Here is a 15,249-nt window from a genome sequence, read left to right on the forward strand (position 1 = left end):
GGTGTCATCCCTCTTCAGGGCAAGCGAACCGCATTTTCCACCGGCAGTGGGGAACGAGGCGTTAGACTAGAGACCGGACCGACGTCTCGCTGCTCTCGCCAAGATCCCAAGGTTTCCGAGCAGATGCCTTGCCGCTATCGCCGCACTCTTGCCTTCGGTGACTTCCTGGAGCTTGTACTCAAAGTAGTCGGGCAAGACGCGATCCAGATCGAAGGGGCTGGTTAGAGGGGAAAAACCTTCGGGACAACAATCGCCGCGACAAAACACGAGAAGGTTCTGTCGATACCAGGGCCGAATTCGGCTGTCGTCATATATCTGCGGTCGGACGCAATCGAAGGCGCTGTAACCATGGCCGCTGAACCGTTCTGCCCAGTAGGATGGCCACTGCTCGTTCAGGTGGTTTCTACCGCCTTGACCCTTGACGGCAGCAGAGAACAGTACGATTGGCGCAGCGTCTACGAGCGCGGAGACGAAATCATTTGCGCTACTCTCGGGCAAATGCTCGGCGACCTCTAACGAACACGCCAAATCGAATTTGCGGCCGATATCGGTGATGGATCGAAGGTCCATGGATTTGAAGCTTTCCGACGGAATTCTGAGCTGATCGCGAGGCACATAGTCGCCGTCAATTCCGAGATAATCGCTCACACCGTTCCTAGCGAATTCGTCCAGCCAAGCGCCGACACCGCAGCCGACGTCGACGACCGAATTCACTTTGAAAAGTCGAAGCACCAGCGGGACGATCACTGACGCAGATTCGAAAGACCCGACTGACTGCTCCTTGAAGAACTGCGCACCGTAATGCTCAGCGACAGAATTCTCCATATCGACACCTCCGGACAACCAGCTATCGACACCTCCAGACAACCAAGGCTGCGCCATGCCGGCGCAAAACGTCAAGCCCGTCACTCATTGGAGTTGGCAGCAAAGATTTGACCTGTGCGGTCAAGTTCCGCGCCGCCACATTTGTGACACGCGACCTCGGGCTCGCGGAGGCGCTCCAATAACGCGCGTTCTATCGCGACTATACGTTCTCGTGCTTTCGGCACGGGCCTTTTTCAATAGACCTCTCACCGACTTTGAAGCGCCTGGGCCGTATTGCGTAGTTCATTGAGCGCGTCGCCGCGTTGCCGTCACGCGAGGACCGGTTTGCGAAGCGTGCGTCTGGTGGCGCCTATTTCAACATCTTGTTCGAACGCGTCTAAGGCTGAAGTCACCCAATGACGCGAACCTGTCGGCTTTGGTCCGAAAGCGGATCTGGTCTGCTGATTACTCTCGGCTCCTGGTGGGCCGCGCCCGTTCTCCCTCGCGTACCCGGCGACAGTCGCCTTTGCCTCGGCGCCGCCCTACGAACAACCGAAAACGGCCAAACTCCCCGAACGAAATGCGCAGTACTGAATCTTCCCGCGTTTTGATGCAACGTGTGCAGAAATAGATATGCAACCCGTATTGCGAGCGGCGACCCATTTCAGAGCTGATGTCGAGGGGCTAAGGGCGATCGCAGTTCTATCCGTCGTTGCCTTTCACTACGGAGTTCCAGGCTTAACCGGCGGATTTGTCGGCGTAGACGTTTTCTTCGCCATATCCGGTTTCCTGATCACGCAACTTCTGCTTCGGGAGATAGCCGCAACCGGACAGCTCGATTTTCTTGGCTTCTATGGTCGCAGGGCTAAGAGACTCTTGCCCGCCGCCCTCGCCGTCACGCTGGCAACCTTGATCATCGGATACTTCGTGCTGGCGCCCTTTGAACAGAAGGAGATAGCCAAGTCGGGCACAGCTTCTGCGCTGTATGCCGCCAATTTTTGGCTCCTCCACCAGTCCATGAACTATTTCGCCCCCGAAAGTTCGCTCAATCCCTTCCTTCACACGTGGTCACTTTCAGTCGAGGAACAATTTTACTTAGTCTGGCCCGTGTTTCTCCTCATTGTCGGTCGGTTCAGCCAAAAGGTCCTCCTGCTAGCTTTACTGATCGTAGTGTTTGGATCGTTCGCTGGCTGCATCCACCTGACTTACGGCAAGCAAGCTTGGGCGTTCTATCTCGCGCCCCCTCGAGCATGGGAGTTTGGAGCAGGAGCTTTGATCGCAACAAGACCCTTCGAGCAGTGGGCAAAGCAGCCTGGCGCGAGCTCAATGGTTGGATGGTTGTCATTTGCGATTCTCATCCTGTCGTTCTTTGCTATCGACGGCTTCATGGCGTTCCCGGGAGTAGTTGCCGTTGTTCCAGTGATAGCTACAGCACTGCTGCTGCTCACGGGGGACAATCCTGCTGGACCGTCGGCTTTGCTCAGGACGCAGCCGTTTCAGTTCTTCGGTGCCCGGTCCTACGCCATTTACCTCTGGCATTGGCCGATTGCAGTTCTCGGTACGGTGGTTGTCGGCAGCACGGCACTCGCTAATTGCCTTTTCTTTGTCATGACAGTCGTTCTCTCCTCGCTCAGCCTCGCCTGGCTCGAATACCCGATCAGAGCTAGTCACTGGCTGGCACAACGATCTGTCCGATCAATTGTCATGGGTGGCGCACTTACGCTAACCGCCACGGTTGCCGGCGTCCTCTCGTTCGCGATTGCGCAATACGTCACGAATGGCGCGCAGGCGAAGATAGTCGCCGCGACTTCGAGATATTCACTTTCGAGCGAGAGTGGTTGCCTGGCCGGGTTCACGACAAAAAGTCCTATCCGCTGCGTGTTCGGCCCATCGAGCTATACAAAGACAATTGTGCTGTTGGGAGATTCTCACGCCGATCAATGGACGACCGCGCTTGCGACTATTGCTGAACAGAGAGGATGGCGGCTTATCACTTACCTAAAGGCCTCCTGTCCTGTCGCCGACATCCCGGTTTCCAAAGTCTACAGTTTGCGACTTCGGCGGCTTTCGCCCCAGTGCGCAAGCTGGCGCGAGCAGGCAATCGCTATGATAAAAACTCAAGATGGCCCTGACGCAATATTGTTGGCGCAGTTTTCGAGCGGAAACGTCAAGGGACCATTTACCAATCTTGGCCCTCACGCGGTGAGCATTGAGACGTGGGAGCGTGGATTATCTGGAGCCCTCAAGAAGCTCGAGCCGGCCAAGGCCAAGCTCATTGTGATCCGCGACAATCCCACTCCTTACCACCCGGTCGGAAATTGTCTCGCTCGGGCGGAATGGCGCGGTCTACCATTCAGCACGTGCAGCCGTACTCTTTCGCTCACTACAAGCAACGAAGTGTTCGAAGCAGAGCAACGTGCCGTCTCGTCCATCAACAACGCGCGCATGATCGACCTAACATCGTCGATTTGCACAGACTTGATATGTCCGGCTATTCGTGACGGCGTCGTTGTCTATAGAGACGCAAACCATCTCACAGTCGATTTCACGCTAGTCCTTATGGATCGTCTCGCTGCAGAACTAAAAGCTGCCCTCTGAGGAAGATCGTATCGGTCAAGCACCGCAGCGAGCGAGACTCGGGTGTGAGGGCTCATCGCGGTGCTTACTTCCGGTTAATCTCTCGGTTGGCAAAGCTAGCCGCGGCGCAGCTGGTCGAGACCAGGCACCTCAGGGCGCACGAACCGCATCCTCCACCGGCAGCGCAACGTTGTCGTTAGCGCCTGCCGAGCCGCTTTCCTCGTTCTCAGTTGAGTTGGACTCGCCAGCCATGACTTCCGCCCACCGCCGAACGATGGTCCGCCGATCCCATCGATCCAGCGCGCGCTTTCGTCCTTCATCGCCGTAATGCTGGCGAAGCGCGGGCGCCTCACTGAGCTGGCATATTGCAACTTCCAGAGCGGACGAATCTCCGGGCGGGATTACGATGCCTGCGCCGGTCACTTCCGCCGCCAGCCCTGTGCCCTCTTCGGCCATCGCAATGACCGGCCGAGCGGACGCGAAGATCGCGCCAAGTTTCGAGGGCAACACCAGATCGGCGGCCTCCGCCTTCTGCGGAATGAGATGAAAATCGGCCGTCGCCATCAATTCATTGAAGCTCTCGTTGGGCTGGAGTCCGAGAAAATGGATGTTGGAATGTCCGGCGGCCATTTGCTCGAGCTTCAGCTTATGAGGTCCCTCGCCTGCCAGAATGAAGTGAATATGCGGATGGCCTTGCTCTAATCCGATCGCGGCCTCGATCACCAGATTAAGGGCCTGCTTGTTCGACATCGTTCCGGAGTAGAGCGCAACGATATCGCCCTCGCCAAGCTTCAGCTTCCGGCGATATTTCGTCATTCGCGAATCTGGGCAGATCGCGCTGGTATCAATCCAGTTTCTGACCTCAAGCGCTTTGTTTGGAGCCAGCCCTTTGATTACTAGGCGCAGCAGCATCGCCTCAGAAATGGTTGAAACGTGATCGAACGACTTAAGGATCGCCGCTTCCGCTCTCAGCATCCACTTGCGCAGCGAATAGTTACGCAGCAGACCAAGGTCAAAGGCCGCGTCGACCTCGAAGTCCTGGACGTGAAGCCATGATTTGGCGCCGACGCGACGAGCGACCAGTGAGACAAAAGCAGCCGACATCAGAGACGGCGCGACGGCGACCATGACATCGGGTCGCCAAGAGAGCGCGTCGATAAGGACCGGCACCGCGCTCGACAGCGCGAACGACGCATGATGGATGAGCCGCTTTGCTCCCGATGGATGTCCGGGCACATAGATTGGCGTACGCGTTACCCGAACGCCATCGATATGCCGCGATCTGAAGTAAGAATTGCTGAACCCCGGAGGAGTCTTCCAGGCGGGATAATAAGGCGGAGCCGTGATCACTCTGACTTCATGGCCTCCGGCGGAAAGGCTTTCGCAGAGCTCAGTGTTGTATTTCGCCACTCCGATCAGGTCGGGGGCGTAGTTGATACCAACCAAGAGAACACGCATAAAGCGCAATCCAATTTAAAGTTTTGGGTTTGAAAATTGTTGTAGTCCAAACGATTTGCTCAGCTGGATGCGTTCACCTCCAGATGACGGCCATGTCCCTTTAGAAAATCGGCGTAAGCGGCAGCAAGACCTGGCCGCAGAGCGATGTTCGGTCGCCAACCAAGCCCTCGAATCCTAGAACTATCGAGCAGCTTTCGTGGCGTACCATCGGGCTTGGACGTATCGAAGACGAGCTTGCCCTTGTAACCCACGACATCTGCGACCGTTGTCGCGAAATCAGCGATCGACAATTCATCGCCGCTGCCGACATTGATGGGCATGTCGCTGGAATACTGTTTCAGCAGGAAGACGCAGGCGTCGGCGAAATCATCAACGTTCAGAAATTCGCGGCGCGGCGTCCCGGTACCCCATACCGTCACCGTTGGCACGTTCGCCAACTTTGCTTCGTGAAAGCGCCGGATTAGCGCCGCCGGCACATGGCTATGATCCGGATGGTAGTTGTCGCCAGGACCGTAGAGATTGGTAGGCATCGCCGAGATGAAGTCATCCCCGTGTTGGCGACGATGGGCCTGACACATCTTCAAGCCCGCGATCTTCGCAATCGCATACCACTCGTTCGTGGGCTCCAACGGCCCGGTGAGCAATTCATCTTCGCTGATCGGTTGCTTGGCATGCTTCGGATAGATGCAGGACGAGCCCAAAAACAGCAGGCGCCGCACGCCGACCGCATGGCTTGCACGAATGACGTTCAGCTCAATCGCGAGATTGTCGCAAAGAAAATCGACCGGAAAGTTGTTGTTGGCGGCGATACCGCCGACCTTTGCGGCCGCATGAACCACGATCTCGGGATGGTTGGCCTCAAGCCAGCGCAGCGTGAGCTCCTCCTTTGTCAGGTCGAGTTCGCGACGATCGGCCGTAAGAATTGTGCAATTCTCGGAAGCGAGGCGCCGCACGACGGCCGAGCCGACCATGCCGCGATGGCCGGCCACAAAGACCCGCTTACCGAAAATATTGTAGGTTGATGCCCCTGTCATATGACTACTCGGGCCTTCTCTCTACGGAAAAATCCACTGCACCAGCCCCTTTTTCCAATCCGCACACACCAACGGTGCAGCGCAACATACAAGCTTTGTTAACACAATCTTTACCGGGCAGCAGCCCAAGTTGACGTCAGATCGCTTTTTTGGTGAACAGCCCCTGGTTGCGCAATCCGGCAGCAGACCATTGGCACAAAAATAGACAAAGCAGTCGTGCGGATCGCACGACTGCTTATTTCATCCAGATTGGCTATTCGGTGAGGCTGATCAGTAAGCGCGACGCAGGATGGGGCCTTCCGGCGCACAGACGCGATCCATGTACCAGCCGTACGGAGTCTCAACACGCACGAGCGGGCAGTGGCGCTGCGGCACATAACGATATGGGTAGGGCTGGGCCCAGAACGTTACCGGCGTCGCCTGGCTCTCTCCTGTCAGGAGGGCCGCGCTTGCAGGCATTTGCATGCCGGCACTTGCGCCGCTCGCTGCACACAGGGAAGTGGCCAACGCCAGAAGACCTACCCGCGCAAACATCTTGAACATTTGTAAGCTCCTTTGCCCCAACGAACTCATCAGCGAAGCCACTCAGCCCTGCGAGAACTGCTTCGGAAGTACTGTGATTCGTCAATCACCCCAGAAATCGCGGTGAAATAGCCGAAACAGACTACCAAGGGCCAAGGGTGGAACGCAACCGATCCGACGCACCGAATTTAGGCTCGGAGCGATATGGCGCAGAACTGTGGCTTCTTGGCCCTAGTTGTCTCCGCTCCAGGCGCTGGGCGCGCCAAGATCGGGCGAGCGACGATAAACGTCCCGAAGAAACTGATAGTTGACTACCTGGGCGAGCGGCACCTCCTCCTCACCCAGCTTCGCGAACATCAGGATGTCCCGAAGGGTCCTCCAGCGGCTTTCGTCATAGTCTGCGATCCGCCCTCCGGTCGGCAGGACCAGAGCTCGCTGTTGCTGCAGCTCAAACCTCAACCTTTCGGAATTCAGCCTTGCTGGATCGAGGCCAACGAGAACAGGCACGCTCCGTGCATAATCCGCATAGGCGAATTGCCATCCTCGAATGAGTCCCTGAAGGACGTGGGCGATCACAGATGGCTGGTCATGAATAAGATCATTGCTCGCAAAGTAGACCAGTCCAGGAACGTGGATACCGTAGTCTTGGGGCCTGATGACATTCAGCTTTACAAAATCCTGCCTGGAGGGATCCGGTTGCTCATCAATGGCGGCAATGATGGCGTCCACGTCATGGGCGCGCAGAGCGTCAAGGTGATCGCGGTCGGGCACCTTGGTGATCTGGCTCCGTGGAAGGCCGAGTTGAGCCATCATCGCATCGAAGATCACCTCGCCTTCGCCGGCTCTGCGGTAGCCCAGCCGTTTCCCGACCAAATCGGCGGGACGCCGCAATCCCGAGCTTTCGAGCGTGAAGATTGCGACAGACGTGTCCAGGAAGCTCGCGCCAAAGGCGGTCACAGGAGCGCCACGCCAGGCCGCCAGCAAGAACTTCTGTCCGGTCGTCACGCCGATGGCATGTTGGCGTGCGACGTTCTCGACGAAGTCGGAGGCGCCGGGATTGGCCACCAGTTGCACCGGGGACGCGAAATATCCCTGTTTCAGGGCGCTCAGCTCGCCGGCAAACCGTGCCCCATAGGAGCCATCCAACAGGAGCTTTACTCTCGCAGGCCGGGGAGCTGGTGATGTTCGGAGGGGCGCTGAATCGGGGCGCAGAACGAGGAGCACGGTGCCCAGAAGCGCGACAACAGCAAGGCCGAGAGCAACGGAGCGGCTCAACTTCAGCCTGGAAGACCGCCGGGACCGGGTTCGCGGCACTGAGAAATGTCCTAACGAGTTGTGAAATTTCACATATCAGTCGAGGCAGGATGCGCTACAATCAAGCTCGTGGGGTAAGGTTACTTTTTCCTTCGCCTTGTTTTAGCAGCGGGTTTGGCCGATAGCACGGGCGTGTTTGGATCATGAATTCATTTTAGCGGACTGGGTCGGATGACAGTTCTTTCCACTCGACCGGTGCGGGCGCCTGATTTGCCTGCGGAAATGGCTGTGGTCGAGCCGGCTGCGGCTACAGCTACAGGTTTCGCTTCGCGCTGGCTGCGACCACTGATCGTGGAGCGGCTGGCGCTGGTGGCGGATGCGGTGCTGGTCGTGATCAGCGGCATCGGCTGCGCGATCGGCTATCACCTTGCGACCGCGGGCGCGGTCGGCAAGGCCAGCGTGTATGCCGCGGCCAGCGTCCTGGTTGCACTCAATTTCACCCTTCTCATGATCGTGCAGCACGGCTATCGCCTGAAGGCGATCACCGACCTGCCGCGCGCGATCCGGATGACGCTGACGACCTGGACCGGCGTGTTCGGCGCGCTGCTGGCGATCGCGTTCACGATGAAGGCCAGCGACGAGTTTTCCCGCGGCACCACGATCTCGTTCTACCTGGTGGGCCTGATCGTGCTGGTGAGCTGGAAGGCGGTGGCGGCGCGCTGGACCGCGGCCGCGATGCGCAGCGGCGCCTTCGCCAACGCGCGCGCGGTCATGATCGCCGAATTTGGCCTGGCGGCCTCCTCCAACGCGATCGTCGACCTCGGCCAGCACGGCTACCGGCTGCTGCGGATCGTGGAGATCCAGCCCAAGGACCTCGCCTCGCCGCTGCTGCTGTCCTCGCAGGCGCAGCGGCTCGACGAGCTGATCGCCTTTGCGCGGGAGAACCGGGTCGAGCAGGTGTTCCTGCTGATGAACTGGAGCCGGCAGCACGCGATCGACAGCATTCTGGACGCGCTGAAGATCCTGCCCATTCCGGTGCATCTGGTGCCCGACCCCCACGCCGCGCGTTTCCTGCGCCATCCGCTGGTCAACACCGGCCACACCTGGACCGCGGAGCTGCGCCGCGCGCCGTTGTCCTGGAAGGAGCGCGCGCTCAAGCGCATGCTCGACCTCGCCGGCACTGGCCTGGCGTTGCTGGCGTTCGCCCCGGTGATGCTGCTGACGGCGATCCTGATCAAGGCGACCTCGAAGGGGCCGGTGTTCTTCCGCCAGACCCGCCACGGCTTTGGCGGGCGCGCCTTCCAGATCTTCAAGTTTCGCACCATGGGCGTGCTCGAGGACGGCCCGAAAATCGTGCAGGCGAGCCGGAACGACCCGCGCGTGACCGGCATCGGCAAATGGCTGCGCAAGACCTCGATCGACGAGCTGCCGCAGCTGTTCAACGTGCTCAAGGGCGACATGTCGCTGGTCGGCCCCCGCCCGCACGCGGCCGCGCACAACTCGGAATATGAGCAGATCATCGGCAACTACGCCTTCCGCCACCACGTCAAGCCCGGCATCACCGGCTGGGCCCAGGTGAATGGTTATCGCGGCGAAACCCGCACGCTCGACCTGATGCAGAAGCGCGTGGAGCATGATCTGTGGTACATCAATAATTGGAGCTTGTGGCTCGATCTGAAGATTGCCACCCTCACTGCGATTACTGCTCTAGGGGGAAGCTCAGCGTACTAATATCCGGCTATCAAAACGAATCGTCCTTGGAATGTCGCAAATGCTGAGCGTCGCGCCCACTGCTAATATTAACCCGAAGAAGAGTGAAATAATTGGCATACAATATCTCAGAGGAATAGCAGCGCTCGCGGTTGTCCTAGACCACTCCGCAGGAATGGGTGCCTTCGAAAAATATTTTGGCGTGGTTGTCTTTGACGATTTCTTGAAGTACGGAGCCCACGGCGTCGACATATTCTTTCTGTTGAGCGGCTTTATTATTGCGTACGTGGCGCTTCGTCCAGCAACCTTCCATCCAGAATTAACATTCGGCCAGTTCTTCTTAAGGCGAGCAATCCGTATCCTGCCGCTAATGTGGTTGGCAATCGGCTCTTATGCAGCTCTCCGCATTCTTGGTGGGGCAACAGCAAATTTGCTTGACTACTTGCGTGCGGCGACTCTGTTTCCAGTCGGGCAAGTCGCCCCTCTTAACATCTGGACCCTAAGGCACGAGATGCTGTTCTATGGGTTGTTTGGACTTAGCTGGTTAGCCTACAGGCGGATCCGATACAGCGTATTTCTCTGGTTCGCTGCTCCACTAATGGCGGTTGTGTCGGCTGACTCGAGCAAAAACGAGTTCTGGAATTTCCTTTTTAACCCCGTCAATCTCGAATTTGGTGCCGGGTTTTGTCTGGGGCTGCTGTATCTGCGAACAAACGACATAAAACCAACAATTCGGTACCAACTTGGGATCTTGGTTGCCGCAACGCTACTCATGATTAGCCTAGCTTTTCTCTGTGGCTATGAGCTTGGTACGCTGAAATCTACCATCTTCGCTTGTGCATGCTCCGCACTCATTGTCGCTCTCGCCGCATTCACCCGACCTGTGAAGTGTAATCGTTTTGGCGTTTTCCTGGGCGAAGCCTCCTATTCCATATATCTCTTCCACCCACATATTATTTCCGCCACCCTCCGTCTCCTTAAGTACATTGCGCCGACGATGCCGCCGCAGTGCGCAATCTTCGTCGCGGCGAGCAGTGGAATTGTTGGCGGGATCATCATTCATACACTCGTCGAAAAACCGCTCTTAAAGCGGCTCAAGAATGGCTTTTCGCTTCGGCGCACGTCTGAGCTTCCACTTCGACGAACTGAGAACGTAGACTATCAGAGGCTCGTCTAGAGTGGCCCCTGCCCCTCTGCGCCAATCACCGAGATGGTTTCAGAGCTCGGGGGAGACCATAGCGAGAAAAGTAGACTATCATCTTCAGCAGGATCCAAGATGTACGCCAATGAAGCGCTTTCAGGTTTTGGGCCCGCACTTCAGACCGCAACGTCCCAAATGACGTCATGTCACCATCTTTGGCGGAAAACACCAAGGCGCGCTCGATAGTACGGATCAATTCCCTTCCCAAGAAATCCAACAACTCCTGTGTTCGACCGTACTTTGCAAGGAGCTGGTTCCCAGCTTGGATGCGATTATCACTCTGCATGGAAACCCGTTCGCCGGAGTGCTGCACAAAATAGATCAGAGGCTCTGGGATGGAGGCGAACTTGTAACTGTCGGCTAGCCGGTACCAAAGATCCCAATCCTGATATGATTTGAGCACTTCGTCGAAACCGGATACGCTCTCTAGTGCGTATCTCACTACGGAGACACAGCTGGTCGTCGGCGGACAATATCCATCCTGGAGCAATGCTGTTTTCATGTCCAAGGCTGGCTGCTTTGCCAAACGCACAAAGTTTTGCTCGGTCGAACTAAAGGTATAAGTTACTCCAGAGTAAACGACTTGAGCCCCGCTCTCAACGTGTTTGCGAACGTGCTTAGCTATCTTTCCGTTATCCCAATAATCGTCATCGTCCACAAACATAACGATGTCCGATCGGCCGGACCTCCATCCCAAATTTCGCGCCTCGCCTCCTAGCAAAAGGTGCGCCCCGGAAATGACCTCTACCTCTGGCAGCCCGACCCGACTGACCATTTTTTTGATGGAGTCTTTCTCTGCCGGATCGGAGGCGACTATCTTGATCTCATCTGCCTGCTGGGTCTGCTCATGGAGACTCCTAAGGCAGCGTTCAAGAAGCACAGGCCTTCTAAAGGTGGGCACTACGACACATGCGGTCGGCATCAGTATCCTCATCCATCCATTTTGCCACAAGCTCATGATGATATTGTGAGCCAATTATCGACTGGACAACACCTTCCATGGCTTTTTTCTTTCGATTGGCATCTGCAGTAGTAGCACTGGGACTCAGTTTGTTTGCCACACCCGATCGAACTTCGGCCCATACTATTTTCGTTCGCCCGGAATCTTCACCAGCCGAGAATACATTCGCGAGCTTGTCCGACGCGATCAAAGCGCTCCCCGAGATTCGGTCGAAGTTAACTACTGGCGAAGCGATAACGCTGGAGCTAGCTCCTGGCATTCACCGGATTTCTGAGCCTATCCTTCTGAGTGCCAGCAATTCGGGTAGTCCAGGCCGTCCGCTAATCATCAGAGGCGCACCAGACGGAAGCAGCCGGCTTCTGGGCTCACTCATAACCTCAAGCCGCCCTGCAGTACCGAGCGATACCCCTTACATTCATATGCCAGAGGGAACGAGGCTCGTTACGCTTCCAAAACAACCTATTGAATTCTACAAAACACGGAGGAGCACGTATACCAAAGTCGCAAGCTCCGGACTGGAAGTGTTTCAAGGCGATCACCGTCTGACATTCGCTCGTTGGCCCCGTCATGGCTTCAGCGAGGACATCAGTGTAGACGCGGGTGGCGCGTCCCCCATTGTCAAGCTGCCCCCGGAACAAACAAAGCAGCTATCACTCGAAAGCACGATGTGGATATCCGGGTACTGGGCACGTGATTGGGCCTATGAATCTGTCCCCGTGATGAGGTTCGATTCATCGAGCCAGACCTTTGTAGCCGACCGACTTCAAACGCCGCTTCAGACACGCAATCGCTTTCGTTTTTTCATCGAGAACATTCTTAGTGCTCTCAATTCTCCAGGACAAATGGTCCTTCACGCGCCTGATCAGCTTTTCTTCATTCCGTTCGGAGGCGAGAAGAGCGATGTGTCAGTCTCGATAGCGAAGCACGTCTTTGTCTTGGAAGGTGCAAAGAACATCCGAATCGAACGATTGCAGTTAGGTCAAACACTGGGGGAAGCTATTCGTATCATTGGCTCTTCCGACATCGAAGTACGAGAGTGTTCGATCAAAGGCACCGGCACATGGGGGGCAGTCGTTTCCGCTAGCGCACGAGTTTCGTTCGATGGTTGCGTCATCTCGGAAACCGCAGAAGGCGGTATTTCCCTCGATGGAGGGAACAGACGAACGCTTGCTCGGTCCGGCAATTTCGTCAGGAACAGCGTAGTTGTGCATTTTGGACTCGAAAATCCCGCTTACCGGCCTGGCATTCAACTACAAGGAGTTGGAAATACGGTTGTAGGCAGTCTTATCGCCCATGGACCACATTCCGGAATCACGATCTCCGGCAACGATAATAACATCGAGAGCAATGAACTTAGTGACTTGCTTACGCAAACCGACGACGCCGGCGCGATCTATATGGGGCGGGATTGGACCATGCGCGGCAACTTGATCACTGGCAATTTCTTCCACGACATTCTGCCGAACTCCAAGAAGACGGCCGTCGGCGTCTACCTGGATGACCAGTTTAGCGGGACAACGATCGACAGGAACGTGTTCTATCAAGTAAACCTACCGATCTTGCTTGGTGGCGGACGCGACAACAAGATATCTCGCAATCTGTTTCTGGCTCCCACCAAAGCGGCCATTTTGGCCGACAACCGAGGCATGACATGGCAGCGTTCGATGGTCCCGAGCGAGCTAGAGAAGAAGCTCGTTGCAATGCCATTTCAATCGGAAACGTGGCGGGCTCGATACCCGTCGCTCGCTGCCATTACCACCGAACAAAAGGGCGAGCCTGGCGGAAACGAAATACGGTCTAATGCCGTGGCTGGCGGGGCATTGAACCGTTTCCTGGGAGACGAGACGGAAAGATTGGTCAACTTGAGTGAGAACCAGGATGGACTAGCACTACCCGACGAAATTCGAGCAAAGTCGGCTCGAGAGACTGTATCGAGATTTTTGTCGCTGCACCCCGATGTGTCGAAGACACTCGCTCTACCAGCCTTACCGAAACGATTGGAATAGAGCTACGGGCGAAATTTCCGCGTCTTCACAGTCTTTGCAGGATTCCCGATACAAACCGACCAGGGATCTACGTCTTTAAAGACCACAGCGCGGGCGCCGATAACAGCTCCTTCTCCCACAGTGACACCCGGACCGATGAACGTGTCCGCCGCTACCCACGCTCTTCTCTTCAGAAGGATAGGTTTGGTTATAAGCTGGAAATTCGGATCATCTATATCGTGCGTGCCAGCACAAAGGTGAGCCCTCTGCGAGACGACGACAAAGTCTTCCAAGACAATCGGAGCTTGAGAATAGCACAGCGTACCCCAAGCAAGCACCGAGTGTTCACCCATCGTGAGATAAGGTGGGAACCAAATCTTGGCGGATCCATAGATGCGAGCCGTTGGTGCAATCTTTGCGCCGAAGAGACGAAGCAAGAAACGTCGCCACGGATTTAGCGGTGGAGGAGTCCACGACGCCAGCAGCAGCCAAGTGATGCTCCACAACGCCCGAATCAATCTATTCAACAGTGGGAAGCTCGGTTCGCCGACCACAGAATTGCTATGCTTTGCATCAAGAGGTTTCATCAGAAAGGATTTCCGTTAAGACAGAGGTCAAATCCTCAGCCGCACGCTTGACTTCAAACTGCTTCAAGAAGCAAGTGCGTGCGAGTTGTCGCATTCTGGCTTTGTTTGCCGAGTCCAATCGCAGGAATTGCTGCAGACAACTCACTGTTCCTGCCTCTGTGTCCTCGGCGACCAAGCCACATCCTGACGCTTCGATCTCTCTCCAGATGTTCACCTTGTTGGAGATCAGCACCGGTACTTCACAAGCCAGCGCCTCGGCGACGGCAATCCCGAAATTTTCTTGGTGAGAGGGCAGGACGAACGCCATAGCGCCCCGAAAGGCGTCCCACTTTGCGTCACCAGTCAACATGCCCGGCCAGTGTATCCGACTGGAGACTCCAAGGCGCCCGGCCTCCAACTCCAACGCCTGGCGCCAGTTCACTTGATCGGGCCCCGCAATAACGAGATCCAACTCCTTAAACTCGGAGGCGATGGCACCGAAAGCCCGTACCAGGATGTCACAACCTTTCTTCGGATGGATCCTCCCGAGAAAGAGCAGGTAGTCTCGGTCCTCCAGTTTGGGGACAAGTTTCCTGAACGATGGATGCCGCGTCTCGTCAATCTTTGGAACGTCCGCCGTCCCAAATGCAACCACGCGCTCTCGATATGAGTGCCCGTGGAAGCTTTGGCGGGCGAGTCTGCGCTCCTCGTCGCACGTAAACAGCACGTAGCGAGCGTCCCGCAAGACGCGGCCTTCTGCCAAATGCCAGTAGATCCGCTTCACAAAATGCTTTGTTGGATTTGCCTTCCTGAACCAAGGATCCAGCATGCCATGAGCAAAGACTACGTAAGGTATTTGCTTCGCAAGGCCCATCCAAGTGCCGACCGATGAATAGTTCCAAAGCCCCTCCACAATGGCCACATCGTACTGCCCGGCGTGCCGACGTAGCCACGACACAAATGTCGTCGAGTACCGAACCCTAGAACGCATTCCGCGCTGCCCAAGCGCGTGCACCTCGAACGGAAAGGAGCGTAGGTACTGCGCATCAGGTGGATCGAGAGAAGCAACCGTGGTCTGATGCCCCTGATTCCGCATCTCCTCGGCGGTACGGAGCAGTGACTCTATCGGCCCCCCAAATCTCTGGTCAACCGAGCCTATAATCCTTAAGATTTTCAT

The 15,249-nt window shown here is 56.5% G+C and carries 12 protein-coding genes; 4 read left to right on the forward strand and 8 right to left on the reverse strand.

The features are described from left to right. Positions 1–66: 66 nt before the first annotated feature. Positions 67–825, reverse strand: coding sequence for a methyltransferase domain-containing protein (locus IVA80_RS05890; protein ID WP_247426528.1), 759 nt, complete (start codon positions 823–825; stop codon positions 67–69). A gap of 612 nt (positions 826–1,437) precedes the next feature. Between IVA80_RS05890 and IVA80_RS05895 the strand changes: the two genes are divergently transcribed. Further along, a complete protein-coding gene (locus IVA80_RS05895) occupies positions 1,438–3,402 on the forward strand; it encodes an acyltransferase family protein (RefSeq protein ID WP_247426532.1) in 1,965 nt (654 codons plus the stop codon). Between the two features lie 129 nt (positions 3,403–3,531). Here IVA80_RS05895 and IVA80_RS05900 read toward each other — a convergent pair whose 3' ends face one another. From IVA80_RS05900 to IVA80_RS05915, 4 genes are all read right to left on the reverse strand, one after another. Further along, the gene (locus IVA80_RS05900; RefSeq protein WP_247426535.1) at positions 3,532–4,839 is read right to left on the reverse strand and encodes a WcaI family glycosyltransferase; all 1,308 of its coding nucleotides are present in this window, start codon (positions 4,837–4,839) and stop codon (positions 3,532–3,534) included. A 59-nt stretch (positions 4,840–4,898) separates the two neighbouring features. Then, positions 4,899–5,873 (reverse strand): GDP-L-fucose synthase, encoded by a 975-nt coding sequence (locus tag IVA80_RS05905; protein ID WP_249809714.1) that lies wholly within the window; start codon positions 5,871–5,873, stop codon positions 4,899–4,901. Positions 5,874–6,143: 270 nt separating this feature from the next. Further along, positions 6,144–6,416, reverse strand: coding sequence for a hypothetical protein (locus IVA80_RS05910; RefSeq protein WP_247426538.1), 273 nt, complete (start codon positions 6,414–6,416; stop codon positions 6,144–6,146). A gap of 210 nt (positions 6,417–6,626) precedes the next feature. Then, positions 6,627–7,541: an ABC transporter substrate-binding protein gene (locus IVA80_RS05915; protein WP_247426540.1), complete on the reverse strand. Its 915-nt coding sequence runs from the start codon at positions 7,539–7,541 to the stop codon at positions 6,627–6,629. A gap of 339 nt (positions 7,542–7,880) precedes the next feature. Here IVA80_RS05915 and IVA80_RS05920 point away from each other — a divergent pair, with 339 nt between their 5' ends. Together IVA80_RS05920 and IVA80_RS05925 are read left to right on the forward strand one after the other, a co-directional pair. Further along, complete coding sequence (locus IVA80_RS05920) at positions 7,881–9,380, forward strand: undecaprenyl-phosphate glucose phosphotransferase (protein WP_247426543.1); 1,500 nt, start codon at positions 7,881–7,883, stop codon at positions 9,378–9,380. A gap of 40 nt (positions 9,381–9,420) precedes the next feature. Then, positions 9,421–10,536, forward strand: a complete 1,116-nt coding sequence (locus IVA80_RS05925; RefSeq protein ID WP_247426546.1) for an acyltransferase — start codon at positions 9,421–9,423, stop codon at positions 10,534–10,536. A gap of 25 nt (positions 10,537–10,561) precedes the next feature. On the opposite strand, the gene IVA80_RS05930 is transcribed toward IVA80_RS05925, so the two are convergent. Then, positions 10,562–11,518, reverse strand: a complete 957-nt coding sequence (locus IVA80_RS05930; RefSeq protein WP_346347970.1) for a glycosyltransferase family 2 protein — start codon at positions 11,516–11,518, stop codon at positions 10,562–10,564. A gap of 41 nt (positions 11,519–11,559) precedes the next feature. On the opposite strand from IVA80_RS05930, the gene IVA80_RS05935 reads away from it, so the two are divergent. Continuing rightward, entirely contained in the window at positions 11,560–13,527 is a 1,968-nt protein-coding gene (locus IVA80_RS05935) for a right-handed parallel beta-helix repeat-containing protein (protein WP_247426552.1), read from the forward strand. A gap of 2 nt (positions 13,528–13,529) precedes the next feature. Here IVA80_RS05935 and IVA80_RS05940 read toward each other — a convergent pair whose 3' ends face one another. Together IVA80_RS05940 and IVA80_RS05945 are read right to left on the reverse strand one after the other, a co-directional pair. Then, the gene (locus tag IVA80_RS05940) at positions 13,530–14,093 is read right to left on the reverse strand and encodes a putative colanic acid biosynthesis acetyltransferase (RefSeq protein WP_276006899.1); all 564 of its coding nucleotides are present in this window, start codon (positions 14,091–14,093) and stop codon (positions 13,530–13,532) included. Further along, positions 14,080–15,249 (reverse strand): glycosyltransferase, encoded by a 1,170-nt coding sequence (locus IVA80_RS05945; protein ID WP_256467348.1) that lies wholly within the window; start codon positions 15,247–15,249, stop codon positions 14,080–14,082. The genes IVA80_RS05940 and IVA80_RS05945 overlap by 14 nt, the downstream gene beginning before the upstream one ends.

Source organism: Bradyrhizobium sp. 139 (genome assembly GCF_023074175.1).
Classification (GTDB): domain Bacteria; phylum Pseudomonadota; class Alphaproteobacteria; order Rhizobiales; family Xanthobacteraceae; genus Bradyrhizobium.

Bases quoted from the DNA above. Each gene is read 5' to 3' on its own strand.
- IVA80_RS05890 (WP_247426528.1), bottom strand. From the start codon at position 825: ATGGAGAATTCTGTCGCTGAGCATTACGGTGCGCAGTTCTTCAAGGAG.
- IVA80_RS05940 (WP_276006899.1), bottom strand. From the start codon at position 14,093: ATGAAACCTCTTGATGCAAAGCATAGCAATTCTGTGGTCGGCGAACCG.
- IVA80_RS05945 (WP_256467348.1), bottom strand. From the start codon at position 15,249: ATGAAAATCTTAAGGATTATAGGCTCGGTTGACCAGAGATTTGGGGGG.
- IVA80_RS05900 (WP_247426535.1), bottom strand. From the start codon at position 4,839: ATGCGTGTTCTCTTGGTTGGTATCAACTACGCCCCCGACCTGATCGGA.
- IVA80_RS05930 (WP_346347970.1), bottom strand. From the start codon at position 11,518: ATGAGCTTGTGGCAAAATGGATGGATGAGGATACTGATGCCGACCGCA.
- IVA80_RS05895 (WP_247426532.1), top strand. From the start codon at position 1,438: ATGCAACCCGTATTGCGAGCGGCGACCCATTTCAGAGCTGATGTCGAG.
- IVA80_RS05935 (WP_247426552.1), top strand. From the start codon at position 11,560: ATGGCTTTTTTCTTTCGATTGGCATCTGCAGTAGTAGCACTGGGACTC.
- IVA80_RS05920 (WP_247426543.1), top strand. From the start codon at position 7,881: ATGACAGTTCTTTCCACTCGACCGGTGCGGGCGCCTGATTTGCCTGCG.
- IVA80_RS05925 (WP_247426546.1), top strand. From the start codon at position 9,421: ATGCTGAGCGTCGCGCCCACTGCTAATATTAACCCGAAGAAGAGTGAA.
- IVA80_RS05905 (WP_249809714.1), bottom strand. From the start codon at position 5,873: ATGACAGGGGCATCAACCTACAATATTTTCGGTAAGCGGGTCTTTGTG.
- IVA80_RS05910 (WP_247426538.1), bottom strand. From the start codon at position 6,416: ATGTTCAAGATGTTTGCGCGGGTAGGTCTTCTGGCGTTGGCCACTTCC.